The organism is Amycolatopsis sp. cmx-4-54, from assembly GCF_046548895.1.
GTDB lineage: Bacteria > Actinomycetota > Actinomycetes > Mycobacteriales > Pseudonocardiaceae > Amycolatopsis.
This window is the reverse complement of the sequence record NZ_JAEBEJ010000001.1, coordinates 603616-620970: the sequence shown is the minus strand read 5'-3', so window position 1 is coordinate 620970 and position 17355 is coordinate 603616. Positions and strand designations below refer to the sequence as shown.

The window sequence follows — 17355 nt, the reverse complement described above, 5'->3', positions numbered from 1 at the left end:
CTCGCGAGTGGGTGGGAGATCGCTGGGGAGACGGTTCGGCTGGCTGTGGGCGGCATACGCGGCGAGCGCGTTCGGAACGAGGTTCGCGTTCGACGCGTTCAGCCTGATCGCCATCGTGGCACTGGGCGCGGGCACCACGGAGGTCTCGCTGCTGGCGGCCGCCGGTCTGGTCGTGGGCGCCGTGGTCGCGCTGCCGCTCGGCCCCTGGGTCGAGTTCCGCCGCAAACGGCCGGTGATGATCGCGACGGATCTGATCCGGTGCGCGGCACTGCTGACCGTCCCGGTGGCTTATGCGTTCGGGTTGCTCGGCTTCGGTCAACTCCTCGCCGTGTCCGTCGTCGTCGCCGCGGCCGACATCACGTTCCTTGCCGCCAGTGGGGCGTTCCTGAAAACCCTGCTGCCACCTGAAGATCTGCTGGTCGCGAACGCCCGATTCGAATCGACGACCTGGACGGCGACCGTGCTCGGTCCGCCGCTGGGCGGTTTCGCCGTCGGCCTCTTCGGGCCGGTGATCACGATCGCCGCCGACGCGGTCAGTTATCTGCTCTCGGCGATCGGGATCCGCGCGGTCGGTGGTTCGGAACCGCCACCACCCGCGAAACCGGAAGGTCCTCGGCTGACCGGCCGCGACCTGCGGGAAGGCTGGCGGTTCATCCTCACTCACCCGTTGCTGCGGCCGCTGTTCGTCAACACGATCGTGGTCAACGGCCTGATCATGGCGACCGCGCCGCTGATGGCCGTCCTGATGCTCGGGCAACTCGGCTTCGCTCCGTGGGAGTACGCGGTCGCCTTCGCCGTGCCCTGCCTCGGTGGGCTGATCGGGGCGAGGCTCTCCCGGACCGTGGTCGACCGGTACGGCCGCGACAGGGTCCTCTTCGTCGCCGGTTGGCTGCGGGTCTGCTGGCCTGTCGGGCTGGTCTTCGTCCAGCCCGGTGTTCCCGGGCTGATCCTCGTCATCGTCGTCGAATTCTGCCTGATCACCTGCATCGGCGTGTTCAACCCGGTGCTCGCCACCAGCAGGCTCGAACAGGTCCCCCTCGACCGCGCGGCGCGAACGCTGTCGGCTTGGTCGATCGCCGGAAAACTCACCACCGCCTCGCTGACCGCGCTCTGGGGCCTGCTCGCGGCGTTCACCGGACCGCGGGCGGCGGTCGGCATCGCCGGAGCGCTCATGCTCGCCACCCCGCTCCTGCTCCCCCGAAACCGTCGGACCCCTGTGCGAGTATCCACGCATGCCGATCAAGAGAGTGGTAGCCGACCTCGAGACCAAGTCACTTGAGCAGACGAAAGCCTTTTACGAGCGGGTGCTCGGTTTCGAAGTGGTGATGGACCACGGCTGGATCGTGACCCTGGCCGATCCGGACCGGCCGGAGGTGCAGCTGAGTCTCATGACCCACGACGAGACGGCGCCCGTCGTCCCGGCCGTCTCGATCCAGGTGGACGACGTCGACGCGGCGTACGAGGAAGCGAAGGCGTCCGGCGCCGAGATCGTGCACGAACTGACCGACGAACCGTGGGGCGTCCGGCGGTTCTTCGTCCGCGATCCCGGTGGTCACGTGGTCAACGTGCTCGCGCACCGCTGAGGAGGTTTCATCAGAATTTCATGACTCGTCCCTAGCGTTCGAACACACACCGTAGTCGAACGAAAGGGGCATGAATGTGAAGAAATTCAGGGGGGTCCTGGCGGCGGCCGCGCTGGCCGCCGGCCTGATCGGCGCCGTCGCCCCGACGGCACAGGCCGACCAGTCGCGTTACTACATCCTCATCGGGGGCACCTGCGACGGGGCCGCGACCGTCTACAACGACGCCTGGTTGCGGGGCGGGATCAAGAAGGTGGTCCACTACCCGGCAGGGGCCGCCGGAGCACCGAACTGCGACCAGACGCCGATGGACCAGAGTGTCGCGCGCGGGCACGAAGAAGCCCGTCGTGTCGCCCAAAGCTCCTTCGACGAGAACCCCGGCGCGGAATTCATCGTCGTCGGCTACTCGCAGGGCGCGCTGGTCGCGAACCTTGTGCTCAACGACATCGCCGACGGGAAGCTGGCCGTGGACAAATCGCGGTTCAGGGCGAAGATCTTCGCCGACCCGATGCAGCCCGCCGGCCCGCCGGGACGCGGGATCAGCGCGGTGCTCCCGCCGGGTACCGGGGCGCCGTCGCCGTTCGGCGGCTACGTGTCGTTCGGTCCCGGCCGCACCGACTTCGGTGGTATCCCGTACATCCGCTACTGCATCGAAACCGACGGTGTCTGCCACTTCGACACCATCGAAGCGCCGGGTGGGTACTTCGCCCAGCACCTGTGTTACCAGTGGGCCCGGCCCACCGATCACCGCTCGATCATGGAGGACACGATCGCGGACGGCGTGTACACCAACGGATCGCACGCGTTGCCGCGGCAGAACTGCCGTCCACCGTGGCCGGTGGCGTGACCGGCTGAAGACGGCTGTCACCCGGCGCCCGATCGCCGGGTGACAGCGGTTCGGGCGATGGCCCGCCCACAGTGTCGTGGGCGGGCCATCGTCGAGCTACCGGACCGGTGCCACCGGCGCCGGGGCGTGCCCGGTCGGCCGGGCGGTGAACGTGCCCCGGCCTTGGGTCCGGCTGCGCAGCCGCGTCGCGTAGCCGAACAGTTCGGCCAGCGGCACGATCGCGGTGACCACGGTCGTTCCCGCGCGCACCACCGAACCCAGCACCCGGCCCCGCCGTGCGGCGAGGTCGCCGAGCACCACGCCGACAGCGCTTTCGGGCACGGTCACGGTCACTTCGGCGACCGGCTCCAGCAGGGTGATCGTGCCGGCGGCCAAAGCCGCCCGGAGCGCGAACCGCCCGGCCGTCCGGAACGCCATCTCCGACGAATCCTTCGAATGGGTGGCCCCGTCGGTCAGCGTGACCCGCACACCGGTCACCGGATGCCCGCCGAGCGGGCCTTCCGCCAGCGCGTCACGGCAACCCGCTTCGACGGCGCGGACGTATTCCCGCGGCACGCGGCCACCGACCACAGTGGACTCGAACTCGAATTCCCCTTCCTCCAACGGTTCCGTGTCGATGACGACGTGGGCGAACTGCCCGGCGCCGCCGTCCTGCTTGACATGCCGGTAGACGAAACCGGACACGCCGCTGGCCACCGTCTCGCGGAAGGCGACGCGAGGTCGCCCGACGCCGACGTCGAGGCCGTGGTCGCGCCGGATCTTCTCCACCGCCACCTCCAGATGCAGCTCGCCCATTCCCGAGAGCAGGGTCTGGCCGGTCTCGCGATCGGCCCGGATGACCAGCGACGGATCCTCCTCGACCAGCCGCGCCAGCGCCGACATCAGCCGGTCCGCGTCGGTTCCCGTCCGCGCCTCGACGGCGATCGACACGACCGGATCGGCCACGACGGGCGGCTCGAGCAGGAGCGGCTCCGACGGTGTGCACAGCGTCGCGCCGGCCCGCGCCGTCTTCAGCCCGACCACCGCGACGATGTCGCCCGCGACGGCGCTGTCCACCCTGGTGTGCCGGTCCGCCTGGACCCGCAGGATGCGGCCGACGCGCTCGATACGACCGCTGCCCACGTCCATCACCGCTTCCGAAGTCCGGATCGTGCCCGAATACACCCGCAGGTACGTCAACCGCCCGGTGGCGGTCGAGGTCACCTTGAACACCAGTGCCGCGAACGGCGCCGACGGATCGGCGGGCCGTTCGTGGGCCTTGCCTTCGTACTCACCCTGGACCGGCGGGACATCCGACGGCGAGGGCAGATACGCCACCACGGCGTCCAGCAACGGCTCCACACCGCGATCGCGGTAGGCCGAGCCGCACAGCACCACGACGCCCTCCCCGGTACGGGTCAGCTCGCGCAACGCCGAGACCAGCGTCTCCGTCGAAACCACCGAAGACTCGCAGAACTCCTCCAGCGCGGCCGGATGGAGTTCCGCGACGGTCTCTTCGAGCAGACGGCGGCGCCGGTTCGCTTCGTCCACAAGGGACTCCGGAACCGGTCCTTCCGCCGCCCGCTCGGCGCCGTCGGCCCGGACGAGCGACCGCATCCGCAGCAGGTCGACGACGCCGACGAATCCGTCTTCCTTCCCGATCGGCAGCTGGACCACCAGCGGGCGCGGATGCAGCCGCTCCCGGATGGACTCCACGGCCGCGTCCAGGTCGGCGCCCGCGCGGTCGAGTTTGTTGACGAACGCGATCCGCGGTACGCCGTGCCGGTCGGCCTGACGCCACACCGATTCGCTCTGCGGTTCGACCCCGGCGACGCCGTCGAACACCGCGATCGCGCCGTCGAGGACCCGGAGCGACCGTTCGACCTCGTCGGAGAAGTCGACGTGGCCTGGCGTGTCGATCAGGTTGATCAGATGGCCGTCCCACGAACAGCTGACCGCGGCGGCGAAGATGGTGATGCCACGGTCTCGCTCCTGGGAATCGAAGTCGGTCACGGTCGTGCCGTCGTGGACCTCACCACGTTTGTAGGTGGTGCCGGTGACGTACAGGATCCGTTCGGTGAGAGTGGTCTTGCCCGCGTCGACGTGAGCGAGGATGCCCAGATTGCGGACGGCGGACAGGGGGACGGTGCGCATGGCACGGGCCTTTCGAAAATGATCTCCGGAGCTCGGACTGCGCGATTCGGGCGAACGCGGGCAGGCGCTCTCGCCGTCGAAAGGCGACGGGAAGAGGGCGCGAAAAGTCAGGCGTTCGTCGACGGGGCCGGTGCTAGCCGCGCGGCAGGCACCGGATGCGCGGAGACACGAGGATCACCTCGTAGCGGGCCGAGGGGACGACGACGGCGTGGTGATGACGCACTGTCCTGCCCTTCCTCGCCGGGATGATTCGCGGCGAGTGTAGCCACCGGAGACGCGGGCCGGGAACCGGTTTTCCGCGGATCCGGGGGGAAACTCGGCGGAGACCGACCAGTTTCCGGTGACGGCGGTGTCCATCCGTTCGAGAGACACCACAGGAGGAGGAAGGAACCGGGCATGGGGGCCAACGAGCTGCTGAGCTTGGCGAAGACCGGTGACGGCGCGGCGTTCCGTGATCTCGTCGCGCCGTACCGGCGTGAACTGCAGGTGCACTGCTACCGGATCCTGGGCTCCGTGCAGGACGCCGAGGATCTGCTGCAGGAGACGTTGCTGGCCGCGTGGCGCGGGATCGACGCGTACGAGGAACGCGCGTCCGTGCGGACGTGGTTGTACCGGATCGCGACCAACCGCTGCCTCAACGCGCTGCGGGCGGGCGGTCGCCGCCCGCCCGACCACGCGGCCTACCGACCGGAGGTCCCGTTGCCCGAGCCGTCGCGCCGCCGCCCGGAACCCAGCTGGCTGGAGCCCTACCCCGACGTCCTGCTCGACGGGATCGCCGATCAGGTGCCCGGCCCGGAGGCGCGTTACGAGATCAGGGAGTCGATCTCGCTCGCGTTTCTGGCGGCGCTCCAGCAACTTCCGCCGCGACAGCGGGCCGTGCTGGTGCTTCGGGACGTCCTCGGGTTCCGCGCCGCCGAGGTGGCCGGGATTCTCGACACCACGGAGAACGCCGTGACCAGCGCGCTCAGCCGGGCGCGTTCGGCCTTGGCCAAGGAGATGCCGGACGGCGGACGCGAGACCGCTCCCCTGCCGGATTCGCCGCGCGAACGCCGGATCGTCGACGAGTTCACCCGAGCCTTCGAGGCCGGCGACGTCGAGGCCATCGTGGCGCTGCTGACCGACGACGCGTGGCTGACCATGCCCCCACTTCCCCTCGAGTACCAGGGTCCGGACGCCGTTGGGCACTTCTTGGCGACCGTCGCGTACTGCGACGGCCGCCGGTACTCGCTGATCCCGACCCGCGCGAACGGCCAGCCCGCCTTCGGTTGCTACCTCCGTGATCCGGGGACGCCGATCGGCCACGCGCACGGCGTGCTCGTGCTGGAACTGGCCGGTGACCGGATCATCGCGGTGACCCGGTTCCTCGACAACTCGCTGCTCGCCGCCTTCGGCCTGCCCCGTTCGCTCCGTGGAGGAATCCGATGACCGATCTGAATGCTCGCGCCGAAACGCTCCGAGCCCTGCACAGCGGGGAAATGCTCGTCCTGCCGAACGTCTGGGACGCGGCGAGCGCCGAAGTCGTGGCGGAGGCGGGATTCCCGGCGATCGCCACCGCCAGTGCCGCCGTGTCGGCGATGCTCGGCCATCCCGACGGCGAAGGCGCGCCGTGGCGAGAGATGTTCGCGGCGGCGGGCCGGGTCGCCCGCGCGGTGTCGTTGCCGGTCACCGTGGACGCGGAAGCCGGATACGGCTTGGCGCCGCGGGAATTCGTGGACCGGCTGCTGGAGACCGGCGCCGTCGGCTGCAACCTGGAGGACACCGATCACCGGACCGGCAAGCCGGCCGACGCCGACGAGCACGCCCAGCGGCTCGCGGACATCCGCTCGGCCGCGACCGAGGCGGGCGTCCCGATCGTCGTCAACGCCCGGGTCGACACGTTCCTGGGCGACCGCGGGATCCCGGAGCCGGAAAGACTTGCCGAGGCCATCCGGCGGGGCAGGCTCTACCGGGAGGCCGGCGCCGACTGCGTCTATCCGATCGGGGTGCGACGCCGGGACGACCTCGCCACGCTGGTCACCGAACTCGCCTGTCCGGTGAACGGCAACGTCGGCGAGGAACTGGATCTGACCGCGCTCCGGGAACTCGGCGTGGCACGGGTGTCGTACGGCCCGCGCTTCTATCGCGCCGCGCTGGAGGGTTTCCGGACGGCCATCGAGAGGCTGTAGAAGGCGCACCCTCAGGGGTTGCGAAAGCCACTTTCGCAACGTCGAACGTTGTGAAAGTGGCTTTCGCGTCTCTCCCGTCACTTGCAGAACGCGGTGTCCACGGTGGCCATGACCGCCTTGGAGCCCCTCTCCGCGTCGCCGAAGGTGCCCGGCATCGCGGTCACCGCGAGCCCGACGATGCGGCCGTCTTCCGTGGCCCCACCGCGGGTTTCGAAGCCGTGGATGTCCCCGCCGTGTCCCCAGTACACGCCGCCGCAGCTCAGCGGATTGCTCATCAGGCCGAGGCCGTATTTCGTACCGGGGAACAGGGGTGCGTCGACCGTCTTCCGCATTTCGGCCAGCTGCGCGGCGGGCAGCAGCCTGCCTTCGAGCAACACCTTGAAGAACTTGCCGAGGTCACTGGGGGTCGAGATCAGCTGGCCGGCGGCGCCACCCCAAGACGGGTCCAGCTCCGTCACGTCGATCACCTTTCCGGTGGCGGCGTTGCCGATGGCGTACCCCTGCGGATGCCGTCCCTGAATGGTCTGATCGCCGACCTGCGGCCAGTACGTGTGCTTCAGACCCGCCTTCTTGATCACACGTTCGGTGATCTGCTCCTGGATCGGGCGTCCGGTCACCTTCTCGATCAGCATGCCCGCCAGCAGATAGCCGGTGTTGCTGTACTCCCATTTGGTGCCGGGCGCGAACTTCACCGGGTGACTCAAGGCTGCGGCGAGCAGTTCGTGGTTCGGGACGTACCGGTGCTGCATCTGCTCGAAGTTCTCCAGCCCGAGGTACTCGGTGTAGTTCGGCAGCCCGCTGGTGTGCTGCAGCAGCTGCCGGACGGTGATCGCGGTGGCGTCGATGCCCTCGCCACGCACGATCCCGGGAAGGTACTTCTCGATCGGCGCGTCCAGCTCCACCTTGCCCTCGGCCACCAGTTGCAGGACCGCGACCGCCGTGAACGTCTTGGTGTTGCTGCCCGCCCGGACCGTGCCGTCGCGGGGAACCGGGACCTGGCGATCGATCCGCGAGGAGCCCGCGACCAGCGACGTCGCACGCCTTCCGTCTGCCACGTAGGCGAGCGCGGCCGGGAACTTCTCCTGACGCACCAACGAATCGAGACCCTTCTGCAGCTCCGGCCCCTTGGCCGGGGCCGCGTCCGCCGCCGTGGTCCACGCGGTGCCCAGCAGCCCCGCCACCGTCAAGACCACGACACCCTTGCGTACTGTCATTCGCACTCCTCGCTCGAACGGATCGACACCTCTGACTCTGGCCGGATCGGGCGCGAAGATCAGGAGTGCTGACTGCCGAATCCGGGGTAGCGCCAGCGCTACCCATGAGCGTCCGCGAATATTTTCGGACCAGAATTCGTCCCACCATTGTCCGCGCGGGTCACGGCTGGCTAAGGTCAGTTCGGAAGTGGACTAGACCACCCGAGGCCGGGAGGCGACGATGCCCCTCGACGAACAGCAGACCTGGGCAATGCTGCGAGAGCTGGACGAACCCGGCCACTGGGAGGTGCCGCACGACTTCGACGGACCGGCCGAACGGGCCCGATTCGAACGACTGGCCGAACGGCTCGGCCGCCGTTTCGACTGCACCTGCGAAGTCGACCGCCACGTCCAGGACGCCAGCCACCTCGGCAGGATCGTGCTCCCGGCGAGCGCGACCTCCGCGCGCGACCAGGTGACCGTCACCGTCAGCAATTTCGGTGGCCTCGTCGCGGTGACGCTGGGGGATCCGGGCAGCTACGACGAAGACGAGGAACGGGAGTTCTTCCCGGCACCGGTCCGGCGACGGGTCGAGGACGAACTGGAAGCACTCGGCTACCTGCCCGTCCCCGAACACCCGCTATGGACCAGGTACACCGGAATCAGTGGATTCGACGCCCTCTATCCCCCGGACCGGCCGCCGTCGTGGTGGGATCGGTTCTTCGACTACCTCTAGCGCGTGTTTCACAAGTCAAGTTCGCGGTCTTCGCGCCCAGGCGGCCCCTGGCGGCACGGGCGGATGCGGCCGAGTACGACCCGGTACGAGGCCGATCCGCCCCCACCGTCAGGAACCACCTGGATCACGAAGCACATCGAACAGACTTGTGAAACACGCGCTAGGCGTTGCTCGGCGCGAGCGCGTCGGCGAGTTCCGCCGCGTTCGGCACGCTGACGAGCACCTCGTCGAACGGGAGCCCGGCGACCGCGCGATCGATTCCGATCCGCAGCCCCGGCACGCCCCTGCGAACCGACACCAGCTGGCGGATCCCGGCGCCCAGCCCCCAGTAACCCACCTTCAGCACTCCGCTGATCAGCGCCCCGGCCCGCCCCCCGCGCGTACGCCGCAAGGGCGCGTCGACCTGCTCGACGACCTTGATCGCCGCCAGCGGCACGACCACTTCGCCGCGCCACACGGCCAGCCGCTCCCAGGCCGAGAACCTCACCCGCACGCCGTCCTCGGTGATGTCCATCGTCGCCATCGTGACCACTTCCCTCCATAGCCATCTGATGTAGTTGTTATAGCGAGTGTATAGCAGATATCCTTGCGAGGTGTTGCTGACTCTCGACCTCGACAGCGAGGTTCCGATCTACCAGCAGATCCGCGACCGGATCGTCGAAGCCGTCGCCGACGGCGTGCTGGCCGAGGGCAGCGCCCTGCCCTCCACCCGGCAACTCGGCGCCGATCTCGGGATCAACTTCCACACCGTCAACAAGGCCTATGACCTGTTGCGGACGCAGGGCTTCATCCGCATCAACCGCAAGACCGGCGCGGTCGTCCGGCGGGACGCGTCCTCCGGTCCGGCCGAAGACGGCTACGCGGACGAATGGCAGGAGCGCCTGCGCACCTTGCTCGCCGAAGCCGTCGCTCTGGGCCTGAGCCCGCGCGAGGTGACCAGCCGGTGCGGGTCCGTACTGGACTCGTTCGCTGTGAGCGCCCGGCGATGACCGGACCGCTCTGGCTGAACCTAGCCCTGATCGCGTTCACCGCGGCCGCCTTCGCCTCGGCACCCGCGCTGGCGCGGCCGACCCTCCCGTTCGGCGTGCGGGTCCCGGCCCGGCGCACCGGTGAGGCCGTCATCCTCCTCGCGCGGCGCCGCTACAACCGCGGGATAGCGGCGGGCGCGGTCGCCGCCTGCGCCGTCGTTCTCATCGACCGGCTCGCACCCGAGGTCGTCCTGGTCGGTCTCGTCGTGATGTATTCGGCGCTCGGCGGACTGGCCGGCCGTTCGATCGCCGCCGTGAAACGCGCGGAGGGCTGGTACGCCGGGACCCGTCAGGCGGTCACTACCGACACCTCCCTGCGCTCCGACCCCGTCCGTCCACAGTGGATTCTGCTGACGCCGGCGGTGCTGCTGACCGTCGTCACGGCGGTCATCGGCATGGCGGAGGGCACGGCGGACTTCTCGACGGTCCTCACGCAGCTCCTGGTCCTCGTGCTGATCCCGCCCCTGACCATCGCGATTTCCCGGGCCAGGCCCGAGATCGACGCCGCGCAGCCGTCGGCGTCGGCTTCGCGGTACAGGGAGTACCTGCACGGGGTGCTCAGCCTGCTGCTGATCTCCGCGGGCTGTGTGAACGCGACCATGCTCGTTGTTTCGCTCCAACTGTGGGAGGTCGTCGAGACGACGGGGCCGACGACGATCGTGGGCTACCTGCCCCTCCTCGCCGCCTTCATCGCGTGGATCGTCTTCTCCGTCCGGGCGGGCGACGCCGGGCACCGGTTGTCACCCAGCGGCGACGAACCGGAGACCCGGTACGAACAACGCGACGACGACCGCCACTGGCACGCCGCAGGCATGGTCTACCTCAACCGGAACGACCCCGCGCTCCTGGTGCACCGGCGGGTCGGGACCTATTGGACGCTCAATCTCGGGCATCCGATCGCCTGGGTCGTCCTCGCCGCCGTCGGCGTGACCGGGGTGCTCGCCGGATTCGGTGTCGTGACCCTCCCGGCGAAGGGCGTCTGACGGTACCCTGCTCGCGGGTGAGGAATCGTGGCCATGGTGCCCGACTTCGTGGGAAAGCAGGCGCTCGACGCCTGGCTGTCCGGGCATGACGCGGGCCTGTCGGTACAAGGCCCCGATCCGGACAGCCCGCATCCCCTGCTGAACGGCCAGGTTGTCGCGCAGGTGCCCGCGGCCGGGACGCGGCTACCGCGGTGGAGCGTGGTGACCGTCTGGATCACCGGCGGCGGTGACCCCGCCGGCGTCCGCGAGCCGCGGCGTCCCCCGCCGAACCTTCTCGAAGACCAGGCCGAGGGCTGATCACCGGGTGTGATCGGCGGTGCCCGGGCCGCTCGTTACCCTGAGGGAATGACGTCGCACAAGACCCCTCAAACCATGAAGCCCGCGACAGCGGCGAAGAAGCTGGGTGTGTACCTCGAGGCAACCCCGGCGGAGTTCCAGGAGGGTGTCGTCTCCCGCGACGAACTGAACGCGCTGCAGGCCGAGCCGCCCGAGTGGCTGCGGGAACTGCGCCGCAACGGGCCGCACCCGCGTGCGGTCATCGCGGCGAAGCTGGGTATCTCGATCAGCGGTCTGGCGCGCGGCGGGATCACCGGCGCCCTCACCACCGAGCAGATCGACGCGGTCAAGAACGAAAACCCCGACTGGCTGAAGCGGGAGCGCGAGACTCAGGCCGAGGTCCGCAAGGAGGAGGCGCGCCTCAATGCCGCCCGCAGCGACAGCTGACCGACGACTCGCCGGGCCGGAGGCGTTGCGAAAACCCGGGCGGCTCAAGGTGTTGGACCGACCGAAACGCAGATGTGCTCGCGGCAGAACCTCCGGCACTGGACGGCGCGGGCCGGGACACCCGATGGCCGGACCTCACGAACGCTGTCCATTGGCTGGTGGACGACACCCCGTGGGACCTGGTGGATCCGGCCACGTCGATCGGGGCCATCCTCCGTGACAGCGATGAAAGCGACGTGATTCGCAAGGTCGTGACCGCGGTCGTCGCCGTGGCGGATCGGCAAAGCGCCATGAGTTCGTCCGAGTTGCGAAAGCCACTTTCGCAACGTTGAAGGTTGCGAAAGTGGCTTTCGCAACTCCGGCTCGCAACCCCGGCCCGCGGCTAACCGCGACGACGGGGCTTGCCGCGTTTTCCGCCCTGGGGAGCGCGGCGACTTCCGGCCTGCGGCTTCCGGCCAGCGGGCTGGGGGCGTTTGCTCTTCGCCGGGGTCTTCTTTTCGGGCGCCTGCTTTTCCGGAGCCTGCTGCCGCCCGCGCGTGCTGTTGACCGTGCGGCCGCGCACGATCCCGATGAACTGCTCCATCAGGTCGGTGGTCTCTTCGTCCGGCCAGGACAACGCGACACCGGATTCGGGCGTGCCGGAGATCGGGCGGTAGGTCAGGTCACGCCGGTGGTACAGCCGCGCGAGCGACTGCGGGACGACGAGGAGCCCGACACCGGCGGCGACCAGCTCGATGGCGTCCGCCGTGGTGGCGGGGCGCTCCAGCGCGGGTTTCCCCGGCGGCGCGTCCCAGTCCAGCGTGTCGTCGAGCGGGTGCAGCACGATTTCGTCGGCGATCTCGTCGACGGAGACCTCGTCCGCGGCGGCGACCAGGTGGTCCTTGGGGACGACCACGACGGTCGTCTCGGTGTAGAGCGGGATCGCGTGCAGACCCTCGCGATCGATCGGGAGCCGCAGCAGGACAGCGTCGACCTCGCGCTCCCGGACCAGCGCGGCGGCCTCGGCCGCGGTCGTCTGAACGAGTTCGAGCGGGACGCCGGGCGACCGCTCGTTCCAGATCCGGACCCACTTCGAGGGCGTCACGCCGGGGACGTACGCGAGCTTGAAGGAGGCGGGTGTGTCCGGGCCGGTCATGGGGGCAAGGTTACCGGGAGTATCGATGAAGGGCTCCAGGACCGGCGATGACCACCTTCGCGGCACGGTCCAGTGTTCCCAATGTCGCATCGGAGACGATGAGCGTCCCTGACGCGACATTGGGAACCCGCGGCACGAGACCCGCTACGGAGCCCAAGCCGCGGAGACCGCCCAGGTCAGGTCCTGGTCGTACGAGACCGGGTTGTCGAACGGGTGGCCACCGCCGCTGGTGGCGACGTAGACCTCCTCGGCGTAATGCCGCATGTTCGTGCCCAGCTCGTTCACCGACGCCAGCCGGACTCCACCGACCGCCGGCTGGGCGCAGAACGTCGCGTCCTTCCGGAACAGGTCGGTGTTGTCGTTTCCGCCCAGCCGCACCCGGAAGTCCGCGTGCCGCAGGAACTGGCCCGGATAGTTGCGCGCCTCCAGCGAGTAGCACGACGGATCCGCGAGACCGCGCCGCACGACGAACGTCGCATCCGCCTTCAGCAACGCCGCGCTCCCCGCGTTCACCACGTCCGTCCGCGCGAGACCGTCACGATGCCGCAGGAAACGGTCCGTGAAGCCGGGCGTGGTCACCTTGAACGAACGCGCCTGGTCCAGCGGGAGATCCGCGCCGCTGCGCCAGAGCGGGACCGACGCCGCCCACGCCGTGTCCGCCGCGAAGCTCGACGGCGTGTCCCACGGATTCGGCCCGCCGCTGCGCGCCAGATAGACGGTCGCGGCGTAGTGCCGCAGGTACGCGCCGCGCTGGTTGAAGGACTCCAAAGCCGTTCCGCCGGCGCCTTCCCTCGCGCAGAAGGTCGCGTCGCCGGCGAACAGGGCCGATCCGTCGTTCGCGTCCTTGCGGATTCGCGACGACGCGTGCCGCAGGAAATGCCCGGGATGGTTCCGCGACTCGAACGACAGGCACGACGCGTCGGCCAGCCCCTGGCGAGCCCAGAACGTCGCGTCCTTCTTGGCGAGGTCCGCGCTGCCCTCGCCAAGGACGTCAGTCCTCACGAAGTCGTCCTGGTGCCGGAGATAGCGATCCGTGTACCCCGCCGTGGTGACCCGCAACGACACGAGTTCGCCTCGGCCCACCTCGGTGCCCTTGGCGATGGCGAGCACCTTCTGGTTGATCTCGCGGACCCGTGCCTCGGTCATCTTCAGCACGCGGCGGTCGTAGGTGTAGAAGCCGTTGACCTCGTTCTCGACGTCGTACGGCTCGGTGTAGACCGACGCGGAAAGCCCGCGGCCGTGCACGAACCGGCCGACCTGCTTGGTGATCTCCACGTACCGGTTGGTCAGCGACGTCTCGTCCGGATACAGGGCACCGTACGCGAAACCCTTGCCCGGTTCCCATTCGTGCCCGGCGACGCGCCTGCCGAGCCCACCGTACTCACCCAGCACGGCGATCCGGCGTGCGTCGGGTTGCCTCGTACCGGTGGAGATCTGATACGCGTGATCGTCGATCACGTCACCGTTGCCCGGATCCGGATCGGATACGCAACAGTTCGAGCCGGAGTTGTGGTTGATCAGCCGGGTGTCGTCGATCGAGCGGACGAGATCGACGATCCGGCCGGCCTCGTACTCGCCCCAGCCTTCGTTGAACGGCACCCACTGCACGATCGACGTGATGCCCTTGTGCTGCTCGATCATCCGCCGCAGTTCGGACTCGAAGTTCGCGTGCCCGTTCGGGACCTCGTCGACCGAGTCGAGCGACGGCATGTCCTGCCAGACCATCAGCCCGAGCCGGTCCGCGTGGTAGAACCACCGCGCGGGCTCGACCTTGATGTGCTTGCGGACCATGTTGAAGCCCAGCGCCTTCTGCCGTTCGAGGTCGAAGCGCAGTGCCTCGTCGGTCGGCGCGGTGTAGATCCCGTCCGGCCAGTATCCCTGGTCCAGCGTGCCCAGCTGGAAGACGAACTTCCCGTTGAGCAGCGGCCGCATCACGCCGCCGACCATCGCCTTGCCCAGCGACCGCATACCGAAGTACCCGGTGACGACGTCGCCTCCCGGCAGCCGGACACGCAGGTCGTAGAGGAACGGATCGTCCGGTGACCACAGCCGCGCGTTCGGCACCGGGACCCGCAGGCGGGAACCGACGGCACCGGTGGCGGTCCCGACCACTTGACCACCCGAAAGGACTTCGGCGGTGGCTTGTTGCCCGGCGGTCCCTTGGACGACGAGGTCGAGCGCGCCGCCGGGAACGTCGGGGGTGGTGTCGAGCCGTGTGATGTGCTCGGCACGCACCGGTTCCAGCCAGACGGTCTGCCAGATCCCCGACGCCGCCGTGTAGAAGATGCCGTCGGGCGTCTTGCGCTGCTTCCCCACCGGGTACCGGCTTCCGTCGACCGGCGACGCGACGCCGACGACGATCTCGTTCTCCCCCGCTTTGAGCGCCGGGGTGATGTCGAAGGAGAAGGCGTCGAAACCGCCGGTGTGGCTCCCGACCGCCGTCCCGTTGACCCACACCCTGGTCTCCCAGGTGACGGCGCCGAAGTTGAGCTTCACCCGGCGACCGTCCCATGTGGACGGAACGGTGAAGGTCCGGCGGTAGAACATGGTGTCCTCGTGCCGTTTGATCCCCGAAAGCATCGATTCGATCGGGTAAGGCACGAGGACGTTCTCACCCAGCGGCCTGCCGATCGGCGGCGAATTCAGGTTCGGCGCGCCGGTGAAACCCCAGGTTCCGTTGAGGTTGAGCCACTCCGAGCGCACCAGCTGCGGACGCGGGTACTCGGGCAACGCGTTCGACGGGGAGACCTGGTCCGTCCACGGGGTCGGCAGCGGGACGGGAGCGGCTTGGGCGACGGGGACGAGTGTCGTCGCGGCGGCCAGCAGACCGGCCACGACGCTCAGGGCGCGCGCGGTTCTTCGGTGCATGCGATCTCCCTATCTCCGGGCGGTCGTACGGGCCAATGACCGTTGCAGCACAACGACCACCAAGAGGAACGCGCCGCTGACCACCGATTGGTAGTTGCTGTCGAGAGTTCCTATCTGGTTGATGACGTTCTGGATGACCGTTCGGATGCCCACACCGATGACAGTTCCGAGAATCGTGCCCATTCCGCCGGTCAGCAGGGTGCCGCCGATGACGACGACGGAGATGGCGTCCAGTTCGAGGCCGACCCCGATCACCGTGACACCGGATTGCAGGTACGCCGCGGTGAGCGCGCCCGCGAGCCCGGACAGGACGCCGCTCATCACGTAGACGGTGACCTTGGTGCGCGCCACCGGCAGTCCCATCAGTTTCGCGGACTGCTCCGAGCCGCCGGTCGCGAACACCGACTGCCCGAACCGGGTCCGCCGCAACAACAGCCCGCCGACCAGGCAGAGCGCCGCCGCGATGAACACCGGATAACCGAACCCGAACAGGGTGCCGCGACCGAGTTCGACGAACGCTTCACCTTCCGGGATCTTGTACGTCGTCGCGCCCTCGGAGGTGATCGCGAGCAGCAGCCCGCGGGCGAACAGCAGGGACGCCAGCGTGACGATGAACGGTGCCATCCCAGTCTTCGCGACGAGCAACCCGTTGATCAGGCCGATCAGCCCGCACACCGCCAGCGGCAGCAGCAGCGCGACGAGGAATCCCCATTGCGACCCGTAGGCGGCGAGGACCCCGCCGAGCGCGTAGACCGATCCCACCGACAGGTCGATCCCGCCGGTGATGATCACGAACGTCATCCCGAGCGCGATGATGGCGAGGAACGAGCTCTGCAACGCGATGTCACGCAGGTTGTCCAGGCTGCCGAAGCGCGGGAACAGCAGCCACGCGACGGCGACCATGAGTACCAGCGCGATCGCCGCGCCCTGTTTCTGCAGCACTCCGGTCATCAGCTCGCGCCGCGTGGAGTCCTGCGCGGCCATCGTGGGCGCCGCGGTCATCGGCTGCTCCGTTCCCGTGCGACGTACACCGCGCCGACGATGATCGCGGCCTGGATCATCTGCGCGGTCGAATCCGGCAGGTTGTGCTTGATGAGCGTGGCGCGGACGAGTTGCATGAGCAGGACACCCATCACCGTGCCGAGGATGCGGACCCGGCCTCCGGTCAGCGGCGTGCCGCCGACCACGACCGCGGTGATCGCGGACAATTCCATCAGCAGGCCGGCGTCCGCGGGGTCGCCGGCGCCGAGCCGGGCGGTGGAGAGCACCCCGGCCAGTGCCGCGAGCAGCCCGCAGATCGCGTAGACACCGATGAGGACGCGAGTGACCGGCAGCCCGGCGAGGACGCTGGCCCGCCGGTTGCCGCCGATCGCGACCAGCCGCCTGCCGAACGCCGTCTTCCCGACCAGTGCCGCCATCAGCACGGCAAGAACGGCCGCGATGAGCACGCTCACCGGGATCCCGAGTACCTCGCCGGTGCCGAGCGCGAGGAAACCCGGATCGTGCAACTGGATCAGCTGGCCGTCGGCGAGCACCAGCGCGAGCCCGCGCCCGCCGACGAGCAACGCCAGCGTCGCCACGATGGGTTGAATCCCGACCCTGGCCACGAGTACGCCGTTGAACGCCCCCGCCGCCAGCCCCGCGGCGAGCGCGATGGCGACCGCGGGCAGCGTTCCGTAGCCGAGGTACAGCGGGACGAGCGCGGCCGACAGCGCCATCACCGCGCCCACCGACAGGTCGACGCCCTCGGTGCCGATCACCAGCGCCATCCCGAGCGCGACCACCAGTACCGGCGCGGCCTGGATGAGCTGGGTGCGGAAGTTGCCGACGGTCAGGAAGTTCGCCGTGAACGCGACGTTGAACAGCACGAGCGCGACGACGGCGACGTACACGCCGTATTCCTGCAGCCACCGCGCCGCCCGGGTCCGGTCCACCGTTTTCGCCGTATCCGTCATGGTGGGTCC

General features: G+C 69.1%; 18 protein-coding genes. 11 read left to right on the top strand and 7 right to left on the bottom strand.

Annotated elements, in window-relative coordinates:
• Nucleotides 1-7: 7 nt before the first annotated feature.
• The 3 genes from ACLJQ7_RS03090 (at nt 8) to ACLJQ7_RS03080 (ending at nt 2427) form a co-directional block, all read left to right on the top strand.
• Entirely contained in the window at nt 8-1279 is a 1272-nt protein-coding gene (locus ACLJQ7_RS03090) for an MFS transporter (protein WP_410646588.1), read from the top strand.
• The gene (locus ACLJQ7_RS03085) at nt 1233-1583 is read left to right on the top strand and encodes a VOC family protein (protein ID WP_410646587.1); all 351 of its coding nucleotides are present in this window, start codon (nt 1233-1235) and stop codon (nt 1581-1583) included. Before ACLJQ7_RS03090 ends, ACLJQ7_RS03085 begins: the two co-directional genes overlap by 47 nt.
• 70 nt (nt 1584-1653) lie before the next feature.
• Nucleotides 1654-2427, top strand: a complete 774-nt coding sequence (locus ACLJQ7_RS03080) for a PE-PPE domain-containing protein (protein WP_410646586.1) — start codon at nt 1654-1656, stop codon at nt 2425-2427.
• A gap of 96 nt (nt 2428-2523) precedes the next feature.
• Here the strand turns inward: ACLJQ7_RS03080 and fusA are convergent, their stop codons facing one another.
• The gene (gene fusA, locus ACLJQ7_RS03075; protein ID WP_410646585.1) at nt 2524-4560 is read right to left on the bottom strand and encodes an elongation factor G; all 2037 of its coding nucleotides are present in this window, start codon (nt 4558-4560) and stop codon (nt 2524-2526) included.
• Between the two features lie 396 nt (nt 4561-4956).
• Between fusA and ACLJQ7_RS03070 the strand changes: the two genes are divergently transcribed.
• Together ACLJQ7_RS03070 and ACLJQ7_RS03065 are read left to right on the top strand one after the other, a co-directional pair.
• On the top strand, nt 4957-5985 hold the full coding sequence (locus ACLJQ7_RS03070) for a sigma-70 family RNA polymerase sigma factor (RefSeq protein WP_410646584.1): 1029 nt from the start codon (nt 4957-4959) through the stop codon (nt 5983-5985).
• Nucleotides 5982-6725: an isocitrate lyase/phosphoenolpyruvate mutase family protein gene (locus tag ACLJQ7_RS03065; protein ID WP_410646583.1), complete on the top strand. Its 744-nt coding sequence runs from the start codon at nt 5982-5984 to the stop codon at nt 6723-6725. Before ACLJQ7_RS03070 ends, ACLJQ7_RS03065 begins: the two co-directional genes overlap by 4 nt.
• A gap of 77 nt (nt 6726-6802) precedes the next feature.
• On the opposite strand, the gene ACLJQ7_RS03060 is transcribed toward ACLJQ7_RS03065, so the two are convergent.
• Nucleotides 6803-7939 carry a serine hydrolase domain-containing protein gene (locus ACLJQ7_RS03060; RefSeq protein WP_410646582.1) on the bottom strand — a complete coding sequence of 379 codons (1137 nt, stop codon included), beginning with the start codon at nt 7937-7939 and terminating at the stop codon, nt 6803-6805.
• A 220-nt stretch (nt 7940-8159) separates the two neighbouring features.
• Between ACLJQ7_RS03060 and ACLJQ7_RS03055 the strand changes: the two genes are divergently transcribed.
• A complete protein-coding gene (locus ACLJQ7_RS03055) occupies nt 8160-8654 on the top strand; it encodes a hypothetical protein (RefSeq protein WP_410646581.1) in 495 nt (164 codons plus the stop codon).
• Between the two features lie 160 nt (nt 8655-8814).
• Here the strand turns inward: ACLJQ7_RS03055 and ACLJQ7_RS03050 are convergent, their stop codons facing one another.
• Nucleotides 8815-9168 (bottom strand): hypothetical protein, encoded by a 354-nt coding sequence (locus ACLJQ7_RS03050; RefSeq protein ID WP_410646580.1) that lies wholly within the window; start codon nt 9166-9168, stop codon nt 8815-8817.
• Nucleotides 9169-9247: 79 nt separating this feature from the next.
• On the opposite strand from ACLJQ7_RS03050, the gene ACLJQ7_RS03045 reads away from it, so the two are divergent.
• The 5 genes from ACLJQ7_RS03045 to ACLJQ7_RS03025 all read left to right on the top strand — a co-directional run bounded on the left by ACLJQ7_RS03045 (nt 9248) and on the right by ACLJQ7_RS03025 (nt 11720).
• Entirely contained in the window at nt 9248-9643 is a 396-nt protein-coding gene (locus ACLJQ7_RS03045) for a GntR family transcriptional regulator (protein ID WP_410646579.1), read from the top strand.
• The gene (locus ACLJQ7_RS03040) at nt 9640-10665 is read left to right on the top strand and encodes a DUF1648 domain-containing protein (RefSeq protein ID WP_410646577.1); all 1026 of its coding nucleotides are present in this window, start codon (nt 9640-9642) and stop codon (nt 10663-10665) included. The genes ACLJQ7_RS03045 and ACLJQ7_RS03040 overlap by 4 nt, the downstream gene beginning before the upstream one ends.
• Nucleotides 10666-10698: 33 nt before the next feature.
• Nucleotides 10699-10962 (top strand): PASTA domain-containing protein, encoded by a 264-nt coding sequence (locus ACLJQ7_RS03035; RefSeq protein WP_410646576.1) that lies wholly within the window; start codon nt 10699-10701, stop codon nt 10960-10962.
• Nucleotides 10963-11037: 75 nt separating this feature from the next.
• Nucleotides 11038-11388 carry a DUF5997 family protein gene (locus ACLJQ7_RS03030; RefSeq protein ID WP_410646996.1) on the top strand — a complete coding sequence of 117 codons (351 nt, stop codon included), beginning with the start codon at nt 11038-11040 and terminating at the stop codon, nt 11386-11388.
• 158 nt (nt 11389-11546) lie between these two features.
• Nucleotides 11547-11720: a hypothetical protein gene (locus ACLJQ7_RS03025; RefSeq protein WP_410646575.1), complete on the top strand. Its 174-nt coding sequence runs from the start codon at nt 11547-11549 to the stop codon at nt 11718-11720.
• 50 nt (nt 11721-11770) lie between these two features.
• Here ACLJQ7_RS03025 and ACLJQ7_RS03020 read toward each other — a convergent pair whose 3' ends face one another.
• From ACLJQ7_RS03020 to ACLJQ7_RS03005, 4 genes are all read right to left on the bottom strand, one after another.
• A complete protein-coding gene (locus tag ACLJQ7_RS03020; RefSeq protein WP_410646574.1) occupies nt 11771-12523 on the bottom strand; it encodes a LysR family substrate-binding domain-containing protein in 753 nt (250 codons plus the stop codon).
• A gap of 144 nt (nt 12524-12667) precedes the next feature.
• Entirely contained in the window at nt 12668-15391 is a 2724-nt protein-coding gene (locus tag ACLJQ7_RS03015) for an AbfB domain-containing protein (protein ID WP_410646573.1), read from the bottom strand.
• Nucleotides 15392-15400: 9 nt separating this feature from the next.
• Nucleotides 15401-16393, bottom strand: coding sequence for an ABC transporter permease (locus tag ACLJQ7_RS03010; protein WP_199745489.1), 993 nt, complete (start codon nt 16391-16393; stop codon nt 15401-15403).
• Nucleotides 16390-17346 (bottom strand): ABC transporter permease, encoded by a 957-nt coding sequence (locus tag ACLJQ7_RS03005; protein WP_410646995.1) that lies wholly within the window; start codon nt 17344-17346, stop codon nt 16390-16392. Before ACLJQ7_RS03005 ends, ACLJQ7_RS03010 begins: the two co-directional genes overlap by 4 nt.
• Between the last annotated feature and the right edge of the window lie 9 nt (nt 17347-17355).

Coding starts and splice junctions, on each gene's coding strand:
- ACLJQ7_RS03020 (WP_410646574.1), bottom strand. CDS start 12,523: ATGACCGGCCCGGACACACCCGCCTCCTTCAAGCTCGCGTACGTCCCC.
- ACLJQ7_RS03030 (WP_410646996.1), top strand. CDS start 11,038: ATGAAGCCCGCGACAGCGGCGAAGAAGCTGGGTGTGTACCTCGAGGCA.
- ACLJQ7_RS03085 (WP_410646587.1), top strand. CDS start 1,233: ATGCCGATCAAGAGAGTGGTAGCCGACCTCGAGACCAAGTCACTTGAG.
- ACLJQ7_RS03010 (WP_199745489.1), bottom strand. CDS start 16,393: ATGACCGCGGCGCCCACGATGGCCGCGCAGGACTCCACGCGGCGCGAG.
- ACLJQ7_RS03050 (WP_410646580.1), bottom strand. CDS start 9,168: ATGGACATCACCGAGGACGGCGTGCGGGTGAGGTTCTCGGCCTGGGAG.
- ACLJQ7_RS03015 (WP_410646573.1), bottom strand. CDS start 15,391: ATGCACCGAAGAACCGCGCGCGCCCTGAGCGTCGTGGCCGGTCTGCTG.
- ACLJQ7_RS03005 (WP_410646995.1), bottom strand. CDS start 17,346: ATGACGGATACGGCGAAAACGGTGGACCGGACCCGGGCGGCGCGGTGG.
- ACLJQ7_RS03040 (WP_410646577.1), top strand. CDS start 9,640: ATGACCGGACCGCTCTGGCTGAACCTAGCCCTGATCGCGTTCACCGCG.
- ACLJQ7_RS03035 (WP_410646576.1), top strand. CDS start 10,699: ATGGTGCCCGACTTCGTGGGAAAGCAGGCGCTCGACGCCTGGCTGTCC.
- fusA (WP_410646585.1), bottom strand. CDS start 4,560: ATGCGCACCGTCCCCCTGTCCGCCGTCCGCAATCTGGGCATCCTCGCT.
- ACLJQ7_RS03070 (WP_410646584.1), top strand. CDS start 4,957: ATGGGGGCCAACGAGCTGCTGAGCTTGGCGAAGACCGGTGACGGCGCG.
- ACLJQ7_RS03060 (WP_410646582.1), bottom strand. CDS start 7,939: ATGACAGTACGCAAGGGTGTCGTGGTCTTGACGGTGGCGGGGCTGCTG.
- ACLJQ7_RS03065 (WP_410646583.1), top strand. CDS start 5,982: ATGACCGATCTGAATGCTCGCGCCGAAACGCTCCGAGCCCTGCACAGC.
- ACLJQ7_RS03080 (WP_410646586.1), top strand. CDS start 1,654: ATGAATGTGAAGAAATTCAGGGGGGTCCTGGCGGCGGCCGCGCTGGCC.
- ACLJQ7_RS03055 (WP_410646581.1), top strand. CDS start 8,160: ATGCCCCTCGACGAACAGCAGACCTGGGCAATGCTGCGAGAGCTGGAC.